Raw genomic sequence first — 21778 nt, 5'->3', positions numbered from 1 at the left:
CGCTGTGTGACCCGACGGCAACGCCCTGTGCCCTCATCAGGTACAACGTACGGGTGACACCCACCGCACGCCGCCGCAACGCGGCCCCGCCCCGTGAGGCCGTGCTCTCCGCCGCCATGGACACCATCGCCCGGCGCGGGCTCGACGGGCTCACCATGGCGGGGCTCGGACGCGACGTGGGGATGAGCAGCGGGCACCTCCTCTACTACTTCCGTACTAAGGACGAGCTGCTGCTCCAGACGCTGGAGTGGAGCGAGTCACGGCGCGGGGCCGAGCGGCGGGGGCTGCTGGCCCGGCAGGCGCCGGTGCGGGAGCGGCTGGACGCGTACGTCGGTCTGTACGTCCCCGACGGCCACCGCGACCCGCACTGGACGCTGTGGCTGGAGGTCTGGAACCGCTCGCAGGTCGCCGCCGACGAGGTCCGTGACCGGCAGGCGGCGATCGAGCGGGCCTGGCACCGGGATCTGGTGGCGCTGCTCGCCGAGGGGATCTCACGAGGTGAGCTGCGGGCCGTCGACCCTGACCGGTTCGCCACCCGGCTGCGCGCTCTGCTCGACGGCTTCTGCGTTCATCTGGCGGTCGGCATTCCGGGCATCGGCAGGGCCCAAGTCCTGCGACATGTTCGCGAGTTCATCGAGGACACGCTGATCTGAGCCCGTCCGGGCCGTACGCCCCCGGGGTGCTTACGGCCCGGACCGCCCGCACCGTGCGTCCCCCGGGCCTCCTGCGTACCGCCCGCATCGTGAGACGGGGCTTCCACCTGGGCGTAAACGTGCCAAACTGCTGTGGTGTCCTCGTTCGCCATGATTATCGGCAGCAGGCGCGCCGGTCCGCAGTGACCGCCACGTACCACCACGTACGGAGCGGGCATCGTGCCCCAGACCCGCGCGCAGACCTCTCGCACCCGCGAGGGGTTTTTTCGTTTTCCGGCCCCATCCCGGCCGGGACGGGACGCACGCGAAGACGGTGGCGGTGGAGCCAGATCCCTCCCACACTCCACATTCCACACTCGACAGGAGCCACAGAGTCATGACCACGGAATCAACGGTCACCGACGACAGTTTCCATGTCTTCGACACCACGCTGCGCGACGGAGCCCAGCGCGAAGGCATCAATCTGACGGTCGCCGACAAGCTGACCATCGCGCGGCACCTGGACGACTTCGGGGTGGGGTTCGTCGAGGGCGGCTGGCCGGGCGCCAACCCGCGCGACACCGAGTTCTTCGCCCGCGCCCGGAGCGAGATCGACTTCAAGCACGCCAAGCTCGTCGCCTTCGGCTCCACGCGCCGCCCCGGCGCCACCGCGGCAGAAGACCCGCAGGTCAGGGCGCTGCTCGAATCCGGCGCCCCGGTGATCACGCTCGTCGCCAAGTCACACGACCGGCACGTCGAGCTCGCGCTCCGTACGACGCTCGAAGAGAACCTGGCGATGGTCGCCGACACCGTCTCCCACCTGCGCGAACAGGGCAGGCGCGTCTTCGTCGACTGCGAGCACTTCTTCGACGGCTACCGCGCCAATCCCGAGTACGCCAAGGCCGTCGTCCGGGCCGCCGCCGAGGCGGGCGCCGACGTCGTCATCCTCTGTGACACCAACGGCGGCATGCTGCCCGCCCAGATCCAGGCCGTGGTCGCCACCGTGCTCGCCGACACCGGCGCCCGGCTCGGCATCCACGCCCAGGACGACACCGGCTGCGCCGTCGCCAACACCCTCGCCGCCGTCGACGCGGGCGCCACACACGTACAGTGCACCGCCAACGGCTACGGCGAGCGCGTCGGCAACGCGAACCTCTTCCCCGTCGTCGCCGCGCTGGAGCTCAAGTACGGCAAGACCGTCCTGCCCCCGGGCGCGCTGTCGGAGATGACCCGGATCTCGCACGCCATCGCCGAGGTCGTCAATCTGACGCCCTCCACCCACCAGCCGTACGTCGGTGTCTCCGCATTCGCGCACAAGGCCGGGCTGCACGCCTCCGCGATCAAGGTCGACCCCGACCTCTACCAGCACATCGACCCCGCGCGGGTCGGCAACACCATGCGGATGCTCGTCTCCGACATGGCAGGACGCGCCTCGATCGAGCTCAAGGGCAAGGAACTGGGCATCGACCTCGGCGACGACCGTGACCTGGTCGCCCGCGTCGTCGGCCGAGTCAAGGAGCGCGAGCTCAAGGGCTACACCTACGAGGCGGCCGACGCCTCCTTCGAACTGCTGCTGCGCGAGGAGGCCGAGGGCAAGGCCCGCACTTACTTCCGTACGGAGTCGTGGCGCGCCATCGTCGAGGACCGCCCCGACGGCTCGCACGCCAACGAGGCGACCGTGAAGCTGTGGGCCAAGGGCGAGCGCATCGTCGCCACCGCCGAGGGCAACGGGCCGGTCAACGCGCTGGACCGGGCCATGCGGGTCGGCCTGGAGCGCATCTACCCGCAGCTCGCCAAGCTGGAGCTGATGGACTACAAGGTGCGCATCCTGGAGGGCAAGCACGGCACGGAGTCCACGACGCGCGTGCTGATCACCACGGGGGACGGGGCGGCGGAGTGGTCGACGGTGGGCGTCGGCGAGAACGTGATCGCCGCGTCGTGGCAGGCCCTGGAGGACGCGTACACCTACGGACTGCTGCGGGCCGGGGTCGAGCCGGCCGAGTAGAGCGCGAGCCGGGCCCCAGGGAGTTGGACGTACGTACGTACGGGGTGCCCGTGACCGCCCGGTCACCGACACCCCGTACGCGTGAAACGGGTCACCGACCGTCCCCTACGCCTGGAGCCGCCACTTCTGGTTGGCCGCCCCGGTGCAGCTCCACAGCTGCGCCTTCGCCCCGTTCGCCGACGAATTGCCGGTGATGTCGAGGCACTTGTCGGCGGGAGCGTTCACCAGATCACCGCTGCCGGACTCGTATCTCCACTGCTGCGCCCCGGAGCCGTTGCAGTCGTACAGCTGCACCTTTGCTCCGTCGGCGGTCGACGCCGCCGCGACGTCGAGGCACTTGCCGAGCGTGCGCACCGAGCCGTCGCCGCCGATCGTCCAGCGCTGCGCCGCGGAGCCGTTGCAGTCCCAGAGCTGGACCGCCGTACCGTTGGCGCTGCTCCCGCCGGCCACGTCGAGGCACTTGCCGCCGAGACCGTTCAGGGTGCCCGCGGTGCCGCCACCGCCGCCGGACTGGCCGCCGGCCCAGGTGAAGGTGGCCGACGTCTTGCCGGGCAGTGAGTAGACGAAGTTCTGGCCGCCCCAGTTGACCCGGATTTCCCGCGCCTGCGTCGCCTCGTTGTACGCGATCAGCGCCTTCGAGCCGTTCGGGTTCCGTCAGGCCACGTTGGGCACGGTGGTGCTCGCGCTCGACTCGATACGGTGCGCGCCCGGCGTCACGAACTTGGTGAGGTGCCCCATCGTGTAGTACTCGATGTTGTACTTCACCTGACCGTGCTGCGCGCCGCCGTTGTTGACGGTGATCAGCCCGTCACAGGTGCCGCAGCCGCCGTTGTGCGGACCGCGGTTCTGGTCCACCGCCAGGGACCACTTGGTCACCGACTTCGCCCAGTTGCGGGTGTAGTTGATGATGTTGGCCATGTCCTCGGTCTGCTGATTGCCGATCCAGGTACCGCCGGAGTGCTCGGTCTGGAAGGCGTCCAGCTGCGGGTACTCGTTGTGCACCAGCGTCTGCTTGTTGACGTCGCCGCCGTAGCCGTGCCAGGCGATGCCGCCGAAGTTGGGGTGGCTGCGGATCGCCGCGTCGTTCACGGTCTCCGCCGCGTACGCGTCGTAGGTGTCCCAGTTCCAGTCGTGCGCCATGACCTTGGTGGGCAGACCGGCCGCCTGGAGTCCGGGCAGCAGCTCGGCCTTCGTGAAGTACGCGAGACCCGAGGCGTTCCAGCTCATGGACGGGTACGAGGAGCAGCAGGTCGGCTCGTTCTGCGCCGAGACGTAGTCGATCGGGACGCCCTGATCGCGGTACGCCTGAAGGTACTTGACGAAGTAGTCGGCGTAGACACCGTAGTTCTCCGCCTTCAGCCAGCCGCCGTTGAGCTGGCCGTTGTCCTTCATCCACGCCGGGGCGGTCCAGGGCGACGCCATCGTCGTCAGCGCCGGGTTGAGCTGCTTCGCCTGCTTCGTCAGCGGCAGCACGTCCTGGAGATCATGTGCGATAGAGAATTCCGACAGATCGGGGTCGGTCTGGCCGGAAGACATGTCGTCGAAGGTGTAGCCGAACCGCGCGAGGTCGGAGCCGCCCAGCGGGTTGCGGATGAACGAGAGCCCGATGCCGTCGGCCGGCGAGAAGAGCTTGCGCATCGTGTCGTCCCGGGTGGCCTGGGAGAGCGCCCCGCTGCCCTTCATCAGCCAGGCGGCCGTATCCGTGAACGAGGCGCCGCCGCCGGTGAAGGTCTGGTACTTGGTGTTCTCGTCGACGGTGATGTTCGTGCCGCTGCCGCCGTTGCCCGGCTGGAAGTTGACAGGGGTCTGCTGCTGGAGGCCCCGGGTCACGGTGCGGCCTCCACCGTCGCTGGTCGTCGTGAGCCAGATGTTCACCTGCTCGCCCGCGGCCTGCGCCGTACCCGCGGAGACGCCGGTGAGGCCGACGGTCGACAGCACACCGACGAGGAGCAACCTCGTCAGCCGCCGCCCGGTGCCACTCGGTCTGATCATGGGGAGCTGCCCTCCCTGGCAGAGGGGTGGGGGGTCTTCCATGGATCGTGAGGCGAGAGTGAACTCCGATGTGAACTCCAGTCAAGGAATTGAACATTCAGAACCTGAACGCATAACCCCCTCTCGCTCCCCAGGAGTCGCCTCCCGAGTAATTTCGGTGTGAAGTCTTGACGGTGTTGGTCTGGACCGGTTAACTCACCGCTCACATTGGAACCGGTTCCGGAACCGGTACCGGAACCGGTTCCAGCCAACGATTCGGAGGCCCTCCGATGCGTGTCACCATTGCCGATGTCGCCCGCGCGGCCGGTGTCAGCAAGACGACCGTGTCCCGGGTCATCAACACCAAGGGTGAGGTCGACGGCGGAACGGCCGCCCGAGTCCGAGAAGTGATCGCATCTCTTGGATACGTGCCCAGCTCGGGCGCCGTCGGACTGGCCCGCGGCAGCAGCCGTACGGTCGGGATGCTGGTGCCCTCGCTGACCTGGCCGTGGATGGGCGAAGTCCTGCAGGGCGTCGTCGACACGGTGGAGGCCGCCGGCTACGGCCTGCTGCTCTTCACCTTCAACCGCGGCGCGGACTCGGTCGAGCGCTTCACCACCCAGGTCTCCGCGCGGGCCTTCGACGGACTGCTGGTCGTCGAGCCCGAGAACACGCTCGACAAGATCATCGCCCTCAGCCACAAAGGTCTGCCCGTCGTGCTGATCGACGACCGCGGCAGCCACCCCGACGACTTCCCCTCCGTCGTGACCACCAACCACGAAGGAGGTGCGTCCGCCGCCCGCCACCTGCTGGCCGACGGACGCAGCAGACCCCTGGTCATCACGGGGCCGGCGCAGTTCGGCTGCGTACGCGACCGGCTCGGCGGCTTCCGCGAGATCCTGCCGACCGACCTGGTCGCCGTGGGGGACTTCACGGAGCTCTCCGGACGTCTCGCCGTGGAGCAACTCCTCAGCGCCGGGACCTCGTTCGACTCCGTCTTCGCGCACAACGACATCAGCGCCGCGGGGGCGCTGAGGGCGCTGCGCGCGGCGGGGCGGTCGGTGCCTGACGACATCGCCGTGGTCGGGTTCGACGACATCCCGATGGCCCAGCACACCGAACCGCCCCTGACCACCGTCCGTCAGCCCACCCGGCGGATGGGGGAGACGGCGGCGCTGATGCTGCTCGGGCACCTGGGAGGGAAGACCGCGCCGGACGAACCGGTCGTTCTTCCGACCGAGTTGGTCGTACGGCAGTCGGCGCCGCTGGCCGCGGCGAACTCGGCGCGCAACTCAGCGGCCACGGCGGGGAGTTCCGCCGCGAGTCCGTCGGGTGCCGTGCCCGTTGACTCCGTACCGGCGTAGCCCGGAGTCAGGTTCGCACCACCTGCCGCACCGTCAGAACAGCACCATCAGCAACAGCCGCACCACCGGCACTACCGGCACTACCGGCGTACCCGGCAACAGCCGCGTCACCGGCAAGAGCGTCACCCCGGCACACCCGCACCCAGCACCTGGTAACGCACCACACCCGGTCCTCAGGCCCCCAGTTCCACGGGCCAGCCGTCCCACAGAGCTGCATTCCCTTTCTGGAGTCGCCATGTCCGCACACCGCAAGCTCCGGGCGCTTGCCGCCGCCACCGTCGTGGCCGCGCTCGCCGCCGGATGTTCCTCGGCCAACTCGGATGCCAACCGGTCATCAGGCGGCGCCTCCGGCGTCCTCACCATCGGTATGCCGAACGGCCCGCAGACCAACAACAGCAACCCGTTCCTCGGCACCTCCGCCGGCGCGTCGCTGGGCTACCGCTACATGATCTACGAGCCCCTGGTGATGAACAACCAGGTCCGCCCCAGCGAGAAGGGCAAGCCCTGGCTGGCGAGCGACTGGAAGTGGGAGTCGAACTTCACCAAGGTCACCTTCACGATCGACGAGCGGGCGAAGTGGTCGGACGGCAAGAAGCTGAGCGCCGAGGACGTGGCGTTCACCTTCGAGCTGATCAAGAAGTACCCGGCGCTCAACGGCAACGGCGTGCCCTACGACGGCATAGCCGTGGAGGGCGGCAAGGTCGTCCTCACCTTCAAGGAATCGCAGTACGTCAACCAGAACAAGATCACCACGACCTTCGTCGTGCCGAAGCACATCTGGGAGAAGGTCAAGGACCCGGCGACGTGGCCCAACCGCGAGCCGGTCGGCTCGGGGCCGTACAAGCTCAAGACGTTCACGCCGCAGACCACCACGCTCGACACCACGTCCTCCTACTGGAAGGGCAAGACGCAGGTGAAGGAGCTCCGCTTCACCTCGTACAACGACAACAGCGCGCAGACCACCGCACTCGCCAACGGCAAGGCCGAGTGGTCGTTCGTGTTCATGCCGAACTACAAGCAGCTGTACGTCGCCAAGGACCCCAAGAACAACAAGCTCTGGTTCCCCTCCGGCCTCGGCATCCACGGCCTGTGGTTCAACACCACCAAGGGCCCGCTGGGTGACCCGGCGCTGCGCAAGGCGATGGCCATGGTGATCGACCGCAAGGCGATCCACATCCAGGCGCAGGCCACGCTCTACCCGGAGATCACCAACCCGACCGGCATCCCGCTGCCCGCCGGTGAGTCCTTCCTCGCCCCCGAGTACAAGGGCGTCACGATCAAGCCCGACGTCGCCGGCGCGAAGAAGGTCCTGGACGAGGCCGGTTACACGCTCGACGGCAGCACCCTGAAGGACCCCGACGGCAAGGCCGTGAAGCTGACCTTCACCGACCCCGCCGGCTGGAACGACTACATCACGGGCCTGTCCATCATCAAGGACAACATCAAGCCCCTGGGTATCGAGGCGAAGGTCAAGACGCAGACCGCCGAGGCGTGGACCGCCGACGTCGGCAACGGCAACTTCGACGCCACGCTGCACTGGACCAACTCCGGTGCCACGCCGTACGACATGTACCAGAACATCATGGACGGCGCGCTGCTCCAGCCCATCGGCAAGAACGCCCCTCTCGGCAACTTCGGCCGGTTCGACAACCCCGCGGCGACCAAGGCGCTGAAGGAGTACGCGAACGCGACGGAGGACTCGGCGCGCACCACCGCGCTGAACACCCTCCAGAAGATCATGGTCGACGAGGTCCCGATGATCCCGACGGCGGCGGCGCCCATCGGTGCGGAGTACTCCACGAAGAACTGGGTGGGCTGGCCCACCGAGGCCGACCCGTACGGCCCGCCGCAGCCGACCCAGCCGAACGCGCTGGATGTCGTACTGCACCTCAAGCCCGCGAAGTAACGAGGCCGGCCGATGACCAACCACGACCGAGACCCCGCTCCCGACAGCGGCACGGCTGTCGACTCCGGCACCGTTCCGGGCGGCGGCACCGTTCACGACAGCGACATCGTGCTCGAAGCGCGCGGCGTCACCAAGCACTTCCCCGTCAGACGGACCGTCGGCGACCTCGTCGGCCGCCGGCGCCGCACCGTCCACGCCGTCGACGACGTCTCGCTGCGCCTGCGGCGCGGCAGCGTCACGGCACTGGTCGGTGAGTCGGGGTCGGGCAAGTCGACGGTGGCCCGGCTGCTGTCACAGCTGTATCCGCTCACCGCGGGCGAGATACGGCTCGGCGGCACCCCGGTCAAGGCGGGTCGCGGCCGGTCCTTCCGGGCGTACGTGAAACAGGTCCAGCTGATCTTCCAGGACCCGTTCGCCTCGCTCAATCCCGTACACACGGTGCGCTACCACCTCACCCGCTCGCTGAAGATCCATGGCAAGCAGGCCACCGAGGCGGAGGCGTGCGAACTGCTGGAGCGTGTCCAACTCCTGCCCCCTTCTCAATACTTGGACAAGTTCCCGCACGAGCTCTCCGGCGGCCAGCGCCAGCGCGTCGCCATCGCGCGGGCGCTGGGCGCCGACCCCAAGGTGCTCCTCGCCGACGAGCCCGTCTCCATGCTGGACGTCTCGATCCGGCTCGGCGTACTCAACCTGCTGCGTGACCTCAAGGAGCGCCTGCACCTCGCGATCCTCTACATCACGCACGACATCGCGTCCGCGCGGTACTTCGCCGACACGACCCTGGTGATGTACGCGGGCCGGATCGTGGAGGGCGGCGACAGCGAGACCGTCACCCAGCAACCCGCGCACCCTTATACCCAGTTGCTGATCGCCTCGGCCCCCGACCCCGACCGGATCGCGGACGAGGAGGACCAGGAAGAGACCGGAAGCGGCGAGCCCCCTTCACTCATCTCCCCGCCAGGGGGCTGCCGCTTCCACCCCCGCTGTCCCAAGGCGATGAAGCGCTGCCGCACCGAACTGCCGCCGCGCTTCGAACTCGACGACGGCCAGTGGGCGGCGTGCTGGCTGTACGAGGACCGCCCCGTCACCACGGCCGTCCCCGGCGCTCCCGCGAGCACGACGGAGGTGGCGGCGAAGTGAAGTTCGTCCTCCAGCGGATCCTCTTCTACGTCATCACGGCGTGGGCGGCGATCACCATCAACTTCCTGATCCCGCGGCTGATGCCCGGCGACCCGGTCCAGGCCCTGATCGCCCGCTTCCAGGGCCAGCTCGACACCAGCGCGATCGCCTCCCTCAAGGCTCTCTTCGGCCTCGACAAGGAACGCTCGCTCTGGCAGCAGTACACCGACTACTGGGGCCAGCTCTTCCAGGGCGACCTCGGGCTCTCCTTCACCTTCTTCCCGACGCCCGTCAGCGAGGTCATCTCGCAGTCGCTGCCCTGGACGCTGGTGCTGGTCGGCCTCACCACCCTGATCAGCTTCCTGCTCGGCACCGGCATCGGGGTCTACAGCGGCTGGCGCCGCGGGTCGTGGATGGACAGCCTGCTGCCCGTCACGACGTTCATCTCCTCGATCCCGTACTTCTGGCTCGGGCTCATCGCCATCGCCCTGTTCGCCGTGAAGTGGCCGATCTTCCCGGCGGCCGGCGGTTACGACAGCTCGCTGGTGCCCGCGTTCGACGTGCCGTTCATCTCCAGCGCGCTGTACCACGGCTTCCTGCCCGGCATCACGATCATCCTCAGCGCCATCGCCGGCTGGATCCTCGGTATGCGCAACATGATGGTGACCGTCTCGTCCGAGGACTACGTCATGGTCGCGCAGGCCAAGGGACTCTCCGAGCGCCGCGTGATGTTCTCGTACGCCGCGCGCAACGCGATCCTCCCCAACATCTCCGGCTTCGCGCTCTCCCTGGGCTTCATCGTCGGCGGCACGCTGCTGGTGGAGATGGTCTTCTCCTATCCGGGCATCGGCTACCAGCTCTTCCAGGCGGTCGGTGCGAAGGACTATCCGCTGATGCAGGGCGTCTTCCTGATCATCACGCTCTCCGTGCTCGCGGCGAATCTCCTCGCGGACATGGTCTATCTGTTCCTCGACCCGCGTACCCGGAAGGAGGCCTGAGCCATGTCCATCCCCGCGACAGAGGTCGCCGTGCTCGACGCGGCTCCGGCGCCCACCCCCTCCAAGCGAGCCAGACTGCGCTTCCTGCGCGGCGGCAAGACCCTGACCGGGATCTCGATCCTGGGGTTCTTCACGCTGCTCGCGATCATCGGGCCGTGGATCGCCCCGTACGACCCCGACATGATGAGCGACAAGCTGCTTCAGCCGCCGTCGGGCGACCACTGGTTCGGCACCACCCAGACCGGTCAGGACGTGCTGTCGCAGATCCTCGTCGGCACCCGGGGCGTGCTCCTGGTGGGCTTCGTCGCCGGTTTCTTCGCGACGGTGCTCTCGGTGCTGGTCGGCGTCACCTCCGGATTCCTCGGCGGCGTCCTGGACGAGATCCTCTCGGCGCTGTCCAACATCTTCCTCGTCATCCCGGCGCTGCCGCTGATCATCATCATCGCCAGCTTCGTCTCGGACGCGGGCGATCTGCTGATCGCCGTCGTGATCGCCTTCACGTCATGGGCGTGGGGAGCGCGGGTGCTGCGTGCCCAGACGCTCTCGCTGCGACGGCGCGACTACGTCGAGGCGGCGAGAGCCACCGGCGAACCGACGTGGCGGATCATCGGCTTCGAGATCATGCCGAACCTCACCGCCGTGATCGCGTCCGGCTTCGTCGGCACCGTCATCTTCGCCGTACTCCTTGAGATCACCCTCGCGTTCATCGGCGTCGCGGACATCTCCAACTGGAACTGGGGCACCGTCCTGTTCTGGGCGCAGTCCAACCAGGCCCTCGCGCAGGGCGCGTGGTGGTGGTTCGTGCCCGCCGGGCTCTGCATCGCCCTGCTCGGCACCGCGCTCGCGCTGATCAACTTCGGCATCGACGAGTTCGTGAACCCGCGGCTGCGCACCGAGACCGGCTCGTCGCGGAAGATCCGGATGCGGGTCGGCTTCACGCCGGTGGCGCGTACGGACCGTACGAACGGGGCCGCCCCGACGAAGGGGGCCGCGCCGGCCGAGGCGACACCCGACCGCACGCCAGACAAGGAGCCCCGCTCATGACGACCGGTCGCCCCGTCCTCACCATCAGCGGCCTCAATGTCGATTACGGCACCGGCCCCGGCGCGGTCCATGCGCTGCGCGACATCGACCTGACCCTGCACCGGGGCGAGGTACTCGGCCTGGCCGGCGAGTCGGGCTCGGGCAAGTCCACGCTCGCCTACGCCGTGACCCGGCTGCTCTCGCCGCCCGGCGTGATCACCGGCGGCGACGTCCACTACCGCCCGCCTGGGGACGACGCGGCCCCCGTGGACCTGCTGACGCTCACGCCGCAGGAGCTGCGTGCCTTCCGCTGGCAGGAGCTGTCGATCGTCTTCCAGGGCGCGATGAACTCCCTCAACCCCGTGCACACGGTGCACAGTCAGCTCACCGATGTGCTCAAGGCGCACCGTCCGGAGATGAGGTCGGCCGAGCGCACCGGGCGCGCTGAGGAACTGCTGAACCTGGTGGGGATCTCCCGCGACCGGCTCGGCGCGTTCCCGCACCAGCTCTCCGGCGGGATGCGCCAGCGCGTGATGATCGCGATGGCGCTCGCGCTGGAGCCCGAGATCGTCATCATGGACGAACCGACCACCGCACTCGACGTGGTGATGCAGCGTCAGATCCTGCGCAAGCTTGTCGCGCTCCGCGAGAAGCTCGGCTTCTCGGTCGTTTTCATCACCCACGACATCTCGCTACTGATCGAGTTCTCGGACCGGATCGCGATCATGTACGGCGGCCGGATCGTCGAGGAGGCGGGCGCCGCCGAGATCTACCGAGACCCGCGCCACCCCTACAGCGACGGGCTGCTCCACTCCTTCCCCGCGCTGCACGGGCCCCGCAGGGAGCTGACCGGCATCCCCGGTTCACCGCCGCACCTGACGGCGATGCCAGCGGGCTGCGCCTTCCATCCGCGCTGCGGCAAGGCGTTCGACCCGTGCGCCGAGCACGTACCCGTGCTGGCCGCGCCGGACGGGGCGCCCGAACGCACCGTGGCCTGCTGGCTGCACCACTCCGCCCCCGGTGACGCCGCGGATCCCGCCCCGGCGTCCGTGGCGGGCGCGGGACCGGAAGCCGGGGCCGAGCCCGGGAGCGGGGCCGAGCCAGGGGCCGGCGCCAAGGAATCGGCGGGGGACACATCGGCCGCCCGCTCCGGCTGAGACCACGGACGTCCCCCACGCACAGCACGCCACACCACGCCTCGTGCTCCACGCGCCCGCGCCGTCGCCCGCGCCGTGCGCTCACCCACGAACCAGGAGACCCATGAACGCCACCCCCATCCAGGACCTCGCCCGCCCCGCCGCGGCGCTCAAGGGCCTGCCTGCCGACTTCCGTTGGGGCGTCGCCACCTCCGCGTACCAGATCGAGGGGGCCGCCGCCGAGGACGGCAGGACCCCCTCGATCTGGGACACCTTCTGCCGGGTCCCGGGTGCGGTGGAAGGCGGTGAGCACGGCGACGTGGCCTGCGACCACTACCACCGGATGCCGCAGGACGTGGAGCTGATCGCGGGCCTGGGCGTGGACACGTACCGCTTCTCGCTCGCCTGGCCACGCATCCAGCCCGGCGGGCGCGGGCCGGCCAATGCCAAGGGCCTGGACTTCTACAAGCGGCTCGTCGACGAGCTGCACGGGAAGAACATCACCCCGTGGATCACGCTCTACCACTGGGACCTGCCGCAGGAGTTGGAGGACGCGGGCGGCTGGCCGGCCCGCGACACGGCCTACCGTTTCGCCGACTACGCGGCGCTCGCGTACGACGCGCTCGGCGACAGCGTCGAGCACTGGACCACGCTGAACGAGCCCTGGTGCTCGGCGGTCCTCGGTTACGACGTGGGCGTCCACGCCCCCGGCCGCAAGGACTTCGGCGACTCGATCCGCGCCGTCCACCACCTCCTGCTCGGCCACGGACTCGCCTCACGGCGCATCCGCGACGCCGCGGGCGACAACCCGCTCGAACTCGGCGTCACCCTCAACCTCGGTACGGCCACGCCCGAGACCGACAGCGAGGCGGACCGAGAGGCCTGCCGCCGCGCCGACGGCCAGGGCCGGCGCCTCTACCTGGACCCGCTCGTGCACGGCCGCTACCCCGAGGACGTCGTCGCCGACCTTGCGCTGCGCGGCGCCGAACTCCCCGTCCAGGACGGCGACCTGGAGATCATCGCCAATCCGCTGGACGTCCTCGGCGTCAACTTCTACCGGGGAGCCCTCTTCTCCGGTGTCACCGAGAGCGGCTCCCCGCTGGACGACGACGGGCTGCCCGTCACCCGCGCCGTGCCCCGTGACCTGCCCCGTACCGCCATGGACTGGGAGATCACGCCGACCGAACTCACCGACCTCCTCCTGAGTCTCCAGGAGGACTACGCAATTCCCACCGTGATCACCGAGAACGGAGCGGCCTTCGACGACACCGTCGCCGCAGACGGCTCCGTCCCGGACACGGACCGGACCGCGTATCTCGCGGACCACCTCGCGGCCGTGGCCGAGGCGCGCGCACAGGGCGCCGACGTACGCGGCTACTTCGCCTGGTCGCTGATGGACAACTTCGAGTGGGCGTACGGCTACGACAAGCGCTTCGGCATTGTCCGCGTCGACTACGACACCCAGGTCAGGACCCTCAAGGACAGCGCCAAGTGGTACCGCGACACGATCGGACTCACCCGCGAGGCGCGATAGGTCCCACCGGACCCAGGTCCCCGCTCCCGCCCCGGCCACCGTAGGCGCCGAGGGCGGGCGGCGGGGCCGTCCGCCCGCAGGCACGCCACGCACCACGCACGCCACGCGCCACTCGCGGTAACACCCCCGTACGGACATCGCTCCATTCACCCGTATCACCAACGGAGTCAACGATGCCCCCACGTACGTCCTTACTCGCGACGACCACCCTCGCCCTGCTCGCGCTGGCGGCGCCGCTCGCCGTCGCCGTACCGCCGCAGCCGCCCGCCGTCCGCGCCGTCGCGGCGTGGAACACCGACCGCGCCGCGGAAGCCGTCGCGGCCAGACCGGCGGCCGTCACCACCTCCGGCGTGGAGAACGCCGGCACCCCGGCGACCGCCGCCTTCGACAACAACCCCACCACCCGGTGGGCGAGCGACTTCGCCGACAACGCCTGGATCCAGGTCGACCTCGGCGGCGTCATCCGCGTCAGCCAGGTCAAGCTCGAATGGGAGGCCGCCTTCGGGAAGCAGTACGTCCTGGAGATCTCCCGGAACGGCACCGACTGGACCGACTTCTACACCGAGAACGAGGGCACGGGCGGCACCGTCACCGCGCACACGTACCCGCAGGAGGCCACCGGACGCTACGTCCGGATGCGCGGCATCGAGCGCGGCACCCCCTGGGGCTACTCCCTCTTCTCCTTCCAGGTCTTCGGCGGCGAACCCGCCCCCGCCTCCACGACGCGCAGCAACCTGGCGCTGAACCACCCCGCGTACGGCGACCTCTACCAGCACGCGGGCAACTCACCGGCGTTCGTCACCGACGGCGGCTGGCCGGCCGACCTCAAGGCCGACCAGTCCCGCTGGTCCAGCGACTGGAACCAGAACCGCTGGGTCGGCGTGGACCTCGGCGCCCCGTCCACGATCCAGTCCGTGGACCTGTACTGGGAGGCGGCGTACGCGGTCGACTTCGAGCTCCAGGTCTCCGACGACAACCGCAACTGGCGCACCGTGTACCGGCCTTCGGCCGCGCAGATCGCCGAGCGGCGGGCGAACGTCAAGTCACCGGCGGAGGCGGTCGGCAGGCACGACACGGTCGACCTGCCGACGCCGGCGAACGGCCGCTACGTGCGGATGCTGGGCAAGGAGCGCCGCTCCTTCTACAACCCGGCGCCGTCGACGGCGCAGTTCGGCTACTCGCTGTACGAGTTCCAGGTCTGGGGCACCGGCGGCAGCGCGGCGGCGGCGTACCCCGCGCTGCCGCAGCACCCGGGCGGCGCCTACCGCCAGACCTTCTTCGACGACTTCACGGGCTCCGGCCTCGACCGCGCCAAGTGGCGCGTGGTCCGCACCGGCCAGGAGATGGGCTCCGTCAACGGCGAGGCGCAGGCGTACGTCGACTCGCCGGACAACATCAAGACCCAGAACGGGGCGCTCGTCCTGGAGTCCAAGTACTGCAAGGGCTGCACCACGGTGCCGGGCGGCGGCACGTACGACTTCACCTCCGGCCGCGTCGACACCAACACCAAGTTCGACTTCACGTACGGCAAGGTCAGCGCCCGGATGAGGCTCCCCGTCGGCGACGGCTTCTGGCCGGCGTTCTGGCTGCTGGGCAGCGACGTCGACGACCCGTCGGTGTCCTGGCCTGGCTCGGGCGAGACGGACATCATGGAGAACATCGGCTACGCGGACTGGACGAGCACCGCGCTGCACGGTCCCGGCTACTCGGCCGCCGGCAACATCGGCAAGTCGCAGACCTTCCCGAACGGCGGCAGAGTCGATCAGTGGCACACCTACGCCGTCGAGTGGACGCCGGAGGGGATGATCTTCACCGTCGACGACCGGGTGGTGCAGACGACGTCGCGGCAGAAGCTGGAGTCGACCCGCGGGGAGTGGGTCTTCGACCACAACCAGTACGTGATCCTCAATCTGGCGCTGGGCGGCGCCTACCCCGCCGGGCACAACCAGGTCACCACGCCGTACTGGGGCCTGCCCCAGTCCAGCGTCGACAGGGTCGCGCAGGGCGGTGTGAAGGCGGAGATCGACTGGGTGCGGGTCGAGCAGAAGTAGACGGGCGGCCCCTCAGAACCCCCGTACCCCCATGAGTGACGCACCCGGGCCTCCCGCCCGGGTGCGTCGCTCGTCCCGCCCCGTCGCCCCGCCGTTCTTGTTCCGTCATATTTCGCCCAGGCCGGATCATGCCGCCCTCCGGTACCGTCGAAGAATGAGGACGAGGCTCTTCACCACTCTGTCCGGGTTGCTGCTCGCCTTTACGGGCGTCGCCGTCGTAGGGGCGCCGGGCGCGCAGGCAGCCACCGGCCCCGATGCCGTGGCCGAGGCCTTCAAGGACGGCCCGGTCTATGTCGACCCACGCTCCTTCAACGAGTTCTCCGGGGCGGACGCCGATGCGCTGACGAAGAAGATCAAGGACGCCGACAAACCGGTCTTCGTGGCCGTCCTGCCGCAGTCCGCCGATTTCGACCCGGACAACACACTCCTGAACAGGCTCCGCAGCGAGACGGGCTTCGCCGGTGTGTACGCCGTACGCCTAGGCGACAAGTTCGACGCCGCCGCGGACGCGAGTGTCCTGCCGCCGAACGCCGTGCGTTCGATCACCGACGGCGCGCGGGGCACAGGCTCCGTCTCGGCCTCGACGGAGCTCAACAACTTCGTGGACCAGGCCCTCGCACAGTCGCGCGGCCAGGCCCCGGCCGGCTGGAACACGTCATCGGACGACGGCGCCTTCGCCACCGCGGGGGTGATCACGCTCGGCGGCATCGTCGTGCTGGGCGGCGCCGGTGTGTACGCGGTGCTGCGCCGCAACCGCCTCCGTAAGGAGGCGCGCGTTAGGGAGGCCCTCGCCAAGCTCCGGGTCGTTGTGGACGAGGACATCACCGCCTTCGGCGAGGAACTCGACCGTCTCGACTTCCACCCGGGCGAGAAGGGCGCCGACGACGCGATGCGCACCGACTACGAGCAGGGGCTGGACGCGTACGAGAAGGCGAAGTCCCTCATGGACTCCGCCGAGCGCCCCGAGGATGTGCGCCCGGTGACCGAGGCGCTGGCGGACGGCCGCTTCTCGCTCGCCTCGCTCGCCGCGCGACGGGAGGGCACACCACTTCCGGAACGCCGTTCCCCTTGCTTCTTCGACCCCCGGCACGGCCCGTCGGTGAAGGACGTGGACTGGTCACCGCCGCCCGGCGGCACCGTCCGTCCGATTCCGGTCTGCGCGGCCGACGCGGAGCGCCTGGAGCACGGCGACGACCCCATGACCCGGATGGTGCAGACCGAGCACGGCCCGCGCCCGTACTACGACGCGGGGCCGGCGTACGGCCCCTGGGCGGGCGGCTACTTCGGCGGCGGTCTGCTCCCCGGCCTGCTGGTGGGCACCATGCTCGGCTCGATCCTGGCCACCCCCGCCTACGCCGCGGACTACGGAGGCGGTGACTACACCGGCTACGACGGCGGCTCGGGCGGTGACTTCGGCTCGGGCGGCGGGTTCGACGGAGGCGGTTTCGGCGGGGGAGGGGACTTCGGAGGCGGCGGCGGATTCGACGGGGGCGGATTCTGACGGTGCCCCCGGGCGGCTCCGCCGCCCGCGCTCCGGTGCGGGTCAGGCGGCCTGCGGCTGGTTCTTGATCGCGGAGATGTCGAAGACCAGCTTCACCTTGTCGCTGACGACCACACCGCCGGACTCCAGCGCCGCGTTCCAGGTCAGGCCCCAGTCGGAGCGGGAGATGGTGGCGCTGCCCTCGAAGCCGACGCGCTCGTTGCCGTACGGGTCGGTGGCCTGGCCGTTGAACTCCAGGTCGATGGTGAGCGGCTTGGTGACGTCCTTGATGGTGAGCTCACCGGTGATGCGGTAGTCGTCGCCGCCCGCCTGCTCGGCACTCGTCGAGCGGAAGGTCATCTTCGGGAACTTCTCGGCGTCGAAGAAGTCCGCGCTGCGCAGGTGACCGTCACGGTCGGGCGCGCCGGTGTCGATGCTCTCGATCTCCACGTCGATCGACGCCGAGGAGTTCTCCGGCTTCGAGCCGTCCAGGCTCAGCGTGCCCTCGTGCTTGCTGAACGTGCCGCGGACATTGGTGACCATCGCGTGACGCACGGTGAAGCCGATGCTGCTGTGCGACGGGTCGATGGTGTAGTCACCGGTCAGGTGCGCCAGGTCGGGGTTGACCGGGGCGGCGGCGTCGTTCTCGGACTTGCGGTTGAACAGTGCCATGGCGTGTCTCCGGGGGGACGTTTGTTTAGGTTTCAAGTACCGAGGGAAAGCTTAAACCTGTCTCGTACAAGTTTCAACATCTTCCGCCGATCGGGTGACCCTCCGCGCCCATGACGGTGCCCCGCCGCCCCCTCTTCAAGAGGAGAAGCGACGGGGCACCATTCTGTCTTCCCGGATGTCTTCCCGATGCCGGACCCTCAGGAACCGACCGACACGGTGAAGCGCACCGGGTTGCCGTCGTGCGCCGCGCCGGACACGTCGGGCTCACCGTCCGGCCGTACATCGTCGTACGGGAACGCGTACCCGATCGGAGTGTTGGCGTGCAGCACCCGCGCCCAGTGGTTGGTGGACGCGTCCTTGTAGTAGTCCGCCGCCGTGGCGCCGTTCGGCTGGTCCGGATGGGTGAGCAGTGTCGAGCGGTTGAATCCGGCCGCCAGCCGCGCGAGGAGGGCCTTCTTGTCGTCCGAGTCGTCCGGGTTGTTGGTGAAGGGGCCGTGGTTGCAGGTGAAGATGTCCTTCGAGACCGGCTTGGAGAAGGTGTGCCCGCCGGCGAAGGTGAGCGTGTCGCCGCTGACCCGGCCGGCCAGCACGCCGCGCCCGCCCTGGAGGTCGATCTTGAGGTCCTCGCCGGCGTACTTCTGCCAGACCTGGTCGATGTAGCCGTCGAAGACGTCCCGGAAGGGCATCTCGTCGGGCCTGTCGAAGTACGGCGCCATCGCGTTCTGCGGCGCGATCACCCGCAGGACCTGGCCGTCGGCGCCGCGCGTGATCAGCTTGTCCCACGGCTGCCCGTCGGCCGCCGCCTGCGCGGTCAGACCGTCGGCGATCTTCTGGAGCGCGCCCTCGGGCAGCGGGGCGACCTCGTGCTTGGCGTCGCCCTCCAGGGTGATCCCGATGGGCAGCGCGGTCACCAGGTCGACGTAGCTGATGTTCGAGTACAGCTGCTGCGGGTTGAAGGTGAACTCGGCGAACGACCAGGTGCGGCCGTAGTTGGGGTCGTTCTCGCTCGCGAACGCCGGCTCGACCAGGGACGGACCCGGGTTCAGGAAGAAGTCCAGCGTGTCGTCGCGTACGAAGTAGACGCGGGCGCCGTACATCTGAGGCAGCGTCAGCGTGACGGCGGCGCCGCCCGCAGCACCCAGCGGGATGGCGCAGTCGACCGGGAGCGGGGTGTTGGCCTCGGCGGGCGACTCGGGCTTGTACACGCTGCCGTCGGCGCGGAGCAGCACCCAGCGGTCGGTGCCCTGCTCGTGGCCGGTGACGTAGGCGTTCACCGAGCCGGGCAACGACTTGTTCACCAGGGCGAGTTCACAGGTGTCGGCGGCGGCCGAAGCGCGGGGACTGAGAGCGCTTCCCCAGACGGGGTAGGTGAGCGCCGTGGCCGCAGCGGCCGTGCCGGTCAGAAACAGTCTGCGCGATATCACGGATGTTCTCCTGAAACGTGGGGGGAACGCGGTCCGGCGCGGTACGTGGGGGGCGCGCCGTGCGTCTGCGCCCCACTCTCGTCACGTGGCCCGGACGCGTCAAGGGATACGGCTGAGAGCGCTCTCAATCGTTTGCGAGTCTTCACAACCTGACGCTCAGCGCACAGTGACCGACATGTGACCCCTGGTCGGCCGTCGGCCGACATCCCGCTGACATCTGGAGGAAACTCACAACCGCGAGGTGTCCGGGGCTGTTGAATCGGCCCGCCCCCACCCCGGTTCTGTCCAGCCCCACCAGGAATCCGGGCAGGAGACTGTGTGGAGTCAACGGCGGCTTTTCCGTCCGATGTTCGTAGGGTCAGTACATGACCGTTGTGGACCAGACGCCGAGTGAGCCAGTCGACGCCCGTGGGCGCGTGGCCGAATTGCACTCGCTGCGGGGGCAGGCGCTGAACGGGCCGAGCGACCGCGCGACCGAGGCACAGCACGCCAAGGGCAAGCTGACCGCTCGCGAGCGGATCGCACTGCTGCTCGACGAGGGCTCGTTCCGGGAGGTCGAGCAGCTGCGCAGGCACCGGGCCACCGGCTTCGGCCTGGAGGCCAAGAAGCCGTACACGGACGGGGTGATCACCGGCTGGGGGACCGTAGAGGGCCGTACGGTCTTCGTGTACGCGCACGACTTCCGGATCTTCGGCGGCGCCCTGGGCGAGGCCCACGCCACCAAGATCCACAAGATCATGGACATGGCCATCTCGGCCGGTGCCCCGCTGGTCTCGCTGAACGACGGCGCGGGCGCCCGTATTCAGGAGGGCGTCTCCGCGCTCGCCGGCTACGGCGGCATCTTCCAGCGCAACACCAAGGCGTCGGGTGTCATCCCGCAGATCAGCGTGATGCTCGGCCCGTGCGCCGGCGGCGCCGCCTACAGCCCCGCCCTCACGGACTTCGTCTTCATGGTCCGCGAGACGTCGCAGATGTTCATCACCGGACCCGACGTCGTCAAGGCGGTCACGGGCGAGGAGATCACCCAGAACGGACTCGGCGGCGCGGACGTGCACGCCGAGACCTCGGGCGTCGCGCACTTCGCGTACGACGACGAGGAGACCTGCATCGCCGAGGTCCGCTACCTGCTGGCGATGCTCCCCTCCAACAACCGCGAGAACCCGCCGGTCACCGAGTCCGAGGACCCGGCCGACCGCCGCTCCGAGGTGCTGCTCGACCTGGTCCCGGCCGACGGCAACCGCCCGTACGACATGCGCAAGGTCATCGAGGAGCTCGTCGACGACGGCGACTTCCTGGAGATTCACGAGCGCTGGGCCACCAACATCATCTGCGCGCTGTCGCGGATGAACGGCCAGGTCGTCGGCATCGTCGCCAACCAGCCGCAGTCCCTCGCCGGTGTCCTGGACATCGAGGCGTCCGAGAAGGCCGCGCGCTTCGTGCAGATGTGCGACGCCTTCAACATCCCGATCGTGACCCTGCTGGACGTACCCGGCTTCCTGCCCGGCGTCGACCAGGAGCACGGCGGCATCATCCGCCACGGGGCGAAGCTGCTCTACGCGTACTGCAACGCCACCGTCCCGCGGATCTCGCTCATCCTGCGCAAGGCGTACGGGGGTGCTTACATCGTCATGGACTCGCAGTCCATCGGCGCCGACCTCACCTTCGCCTGGCCGACCAACGAGATCGCGGTGATGGGCGCGGAAGGCGCGGCCAACGTCATCTTCCGCAAGCAGATCGCCGAGGCCGAGGACCCCGAGGCCATGCGCGTACGCATGGTGAAGGAGTACAAGGCCGAGCTGATGCACCCGTACTACGCCGCGGAGCGCGGTCTGGTCGACGACGTCATCGACCCGGCCGAGACCCGCGAGGTCCTCGTCTCGGCCCTCGCGATGCTCCGTACGAAGCACGCCGACCTGCCGTCCCGCAAGCACGGCAACCCCCCGCAGTGAGCGGGCACCGTCAACGCCCCGCTGCCGAGAACCTGGAGACACGAGCCCGATGAACGATTCCGCCGACAACTCCCTGCTCCGCGTCGAGAGGGGCCAGGCCGGCCCCGAGGAACTGGCCGCGATCACCGCCGTCCTGATGGCGCGTGCCGCGAGCCGCGCCGACGCGGGCGCGGCCCCGGGCCACCGCGGCCGCTCCACGGCCGGCTGGCGCCGTCTGGAGCGCACGCCGGGCTTCCGGGCTCCCCACAGCTGGCAAGGCTGATCCCAGGCCCTCCAGCGGCCGTACAGCGCCGCGAGAGCCCCGCACGGACCACCGTGCGGGGCTCTCGCGCTGACGGGGCGCCACACGGCGTCGGAGGGCCCCGTGTCGGGCGCCCCGCCGCCCGGCGCCACGCGGCGGTGACCCGAACGGCAGAGGCCCCGCACACCACGGGGTGGGGGGGCACTGCCGGCTGCCCGTGCCCTGCCGCGGGCCCGGTTCAGCGTAGTCGTTCCAAGATCGCCTGTTGGAAGA

General features: G+C 69.4%; 14 protein-coding genes and 2 pseudogenes. 13 read left to right on the top strand and 3 right to left on the bottom strand.

The genetic code is table 11. The annotated features are described in order from the left end of the window. The first annotated feature begins 53 nt into the window (after positions 1-53). Positions 54-653, top strand: coding sequence for a TetR/AcrR family transcriptional regulator (locus tag ACFWV8_RS35095; RefSeq protein ID WP_384213920.1), 600 nt, complete (start codon positions 54-56; stop codon positions 651-653). A 376-nt stretch (positions 654-1029) separates the two neighbouring features. Continuing rightward, positions 1030-2637 carry a citramalate synthase gene (gene cimA, locus ACFWV8_RS35090; RefSeq protein ID WP_384213918.1) on the top strand — a complete coding sequence of 536 codons (1608 nt, stop codon included), beginning with the start codon at positions 1030-1032 and terminating at the stop codon, positions 2635-2637. A gap of 105 nt (positions 2638-2742) precedes the next feature. Here the strand turns inward: cimA and ACFWV8_RS35085 are convergent. Continuing rightward, a pseudogene (locus ACFWV8_RS35085) lies at positions 2743-4629 on the bottom strand (ricin-type beta-trefoil lectin domain protein). Between the two features lie 269 nt (positions 4630-4898). Here ACFWV8_RS35085 and ACFWV8_RS35080 point away from each other — a divergent pair. The 9 genes and pseudogenes from ACFWV8_RS35080 to ACFWV8_RS35040 form a co-directional block, all read left to right on the top strand. Continuing rightward, a pseudogene (locus ACFWV8_RS35080) lies at positions 4899-5873 on the top strand (LacI family DNA-binding transcriptional regulator); the annotation flags it as partial. Between the two features lie 334 nt (positions 5874-6207). Further along, positions 6208-7878 carry an ABC transporter substrate-binding protein gene (locus ACFWV8_RS35075; RefSeq protein WP_384213915.1) on the top strand — a complete coding sequence of 557 codons (1671 nt, stop codon included), beginning with the start codon at positions 6208-6210 and terminating at the stop codon, positions 7876-7878. A 12-nt stretch (positions 7879-7890) separates the two neighbouring features. Further along, positions 7891-9018: an ABC transporter ATP-binding protein gene (locus ACFWV8_RS35070; RefSeq protein WP_384213913.1), complete on the top strand. Its 1128-nt coding sequence runs from the start codon at positions 7891-7893 to the stop codon at positions 9016-9018. Next, positions 9015-9995, top strand: a complete 981-nt coding sequence (locus ACFWV8_RS35065; RefSeq protein WP_363242537.1) for an ABC transporter permease — start codon at positions 9015-9017, stop codon at positions 9993-9995. Before ACFWV8_RS35070 ends, ACFWV8_RS35065 begins: the two co-directional genes overlap by 4 nt. A 3-nt stretch (positions 9996-9998) precedes the next feature. Continuing rightward, positions 9999-11039, top strand: coding sequence for an ABC transporter permease (locus ACFWV8_RS35060; protein ID WP_384213911.1), 1041 nt, complete (start codon positions 9999-10001; stop codon positions 11037-11039). After that, positions 11036-12175, top strand: coding sequence for an ABC transporter ATP-binding protein (locus ACFWV8_RS35055; RefSeq protein WP_384213909.1), 1140 nt, complete (start codon positions 11036-11038; stop codon positions 12173-12175). Before ACFWV8_RS35060 ends, ACFWV8_RS35055 begins: the two co-directional genes overlap by 4 nt. Before the next feature lie 103 nt (positions 12176-12278). Beyond that, the gene (locus ACFWV8_RS35050) at positions 12279-13688 is read left to right on the top strand and encodes a GH1 family beta-glucosidase (protein WP_384213907.1); all 1410 of its coding nucleotides are present in this window, start codon (positions 12279-12281) and stop codon (positions 13686-13688) included. 173 nt (positions 13689-13861) lie between these two features. Beyond that, complete coding sequence (locus ACFWV8_RS35045; protein WP_384213905.1) at positions 13862-15739, top strand: discoidin domain-containing protein; 1878 nt, start codon at positions 13862-13864, stop codon at positions 15737-15739. A 154-nt stretch (positions 15740-15893) separates the two neighbouring features. Beyond that, complete coding sequence (locus ACFWV8_RS35040; protein ID WP_384213903.1) at positions 15894-17240, top strand: hypothetical protein; 1347 nt, start codon at positions 15894-15896, stop codon at positions 17238-17240. A 42-nt stretch (positions 17241-17282) separates the two neighbouring features. Here ACFWV8_RS35040 and ACFWV8_RS35035 read toward each other — a convergent pair whose 3' ends face one another. Then, a complete protein-coding gene (locus tag ACFWV8_RS35035) occupies positions 17283-17891 on the bottom strand; it encodes a YceI family protein (protein WP_384213901.1) in 609 nt (202 codons plus the stop codon). A 197-nt stretch (positions 17892-18088) separates the two neighbouring features. After that, a complete protein-coding gene (locus ACFWV8_RS35030; protein ID WP_384213899.1) occupies positions 18089-19315 on the bottom strand; it encodes a glycoside hydrolase family 64 protein in 1227 nt (408 codons plus the stop codon). 365 nt (positions 19316-19680) lie between these two features. On the opposite strand from ACFWV8_RS35030, the gene ACFWV8_RS35025 reads away from it, so the two are divergent. Continuing rightward, positions 19681-21264, top strand: a complete 1584-nt coding sequence (locus tag ACFWV8_RS35025) for an acyl-CoA carboxylase subunit beta (RefSeq protein WP_384213897.1) — start codon at positions 19681-19683, stop codon at positions 21262-21264. Between the two features lie 49 nt (positions 21265-21313). Continuing rightward, positions 21314-21526 carry an acyl-CoA carboxylase subunit epsilon gene (locus tag ACFWV8_RS35020; RefSeq protein ID WP_384213895.1) on the top strand — a complete coding sequence of 71 codons (213 nt, stop codon included), beginning with the start codon at positions 21314-21316 and terminating at the stop codon, positions 21524-21526. Positions 21527-21778: the final 252 nt, after the last annotated feature.

The sequence above is a fragment of the Streptomyces sp. NPDC058665 genome, assembly GCF_042714995.1.
Classification (GTDB): Bacteria; Actinomycetota; Actinomycetes; order Streptomycetales; family Streptomycetaceae; genus Streptomyces.
The sequence above is the reverse complement of the archived record's forward strand: the minus strand, read 5'-3'. Positions and strand labels throughout refer to the sequence as shown.

Excerpts from the sequence above, each read along its gene's own strand:
- ACFWV8_RS35040 (WP_384213903.1), top strand. The coding sequence starts at position 15,894 with ATGAGGACGAGGCTCTTCACCACTCTGTCCGGGTTGCTGCTCGCCTTT.
- ACFWV8_RS35060 (WP_384213911.1), top strand. The coding sequence starts at position 9,999 with ATGTCCATCCCCGCGACAGAGGTCGCCGTGCTCGACGCGGCTCCGGCG.
- ACFWV8_RS35045 (WP_384213905.1), top strand. The coding sequence starts at position 13,862 with ATGCCCCCACGTACGTCCTTACTCGCGACGACCACCCTCGCCCTGCTC.
- ACFWV8_RS35025 (WP_384213897.1), top strand. The coding sequence starts at position 19,681 with ATGACCGTTGTGGACCAGACGCCGAGTGAGCCAGTCGACGCCCGTGGG.
- ACFWV8_RS35050 (WP_384213907.1), top strand. The coding sequence starts at position 12,279 with ATGAACGCCACCCCCATCCAGGACCTCGCCCGCCCCGCCGCGGCGCTC.
- cimA (WP_384213918.1), top strand. The coding sequence starts at position 1,030 with ATGACCACGGAATCAACGGTCACCGACGACAGTTTCCATGTCTTCGAC.
- ACFWV8_RS35070 (WP_384213913.1), top strand. The coding sequence starts at position 7,891 with ATGACCAACCACGACCGAGACCCCGCTCCCGACAGCGGCACGGCTGTC.
- ACFWV8_RS35020 (WP_384213895.1), top strand. The coding sequence starts at position 21,314 with ATGAACGATTCCGCCGACAACTCCCTGCTCCGCGTCGAGAGGGGCCAG.
- ACFWV8_RS35055 (WP_384213909.1), top strand. The coding sequence starts at position 11,036 with ATGACGACCGGTCGCCCCGTCCTCACCATCAGCGGCCTCAATGTCGAT.
- ACFWV8_RS35075 (WP_384213915.1), top strand. The coding sequence starts at position 6,208 with ATGTCCGCACACCGCAAGCTCCGGGCGCTTGCCGCCGCCACCGTCGTG.
- ACFWV8_RS35035 (WP_384213901.1), bottom strand. The coding sequence starts at position 17,891 with ATGGCACTGTTCAACCGCAAGTCCGAGAACGACGCCGCCGCCCCGGTC.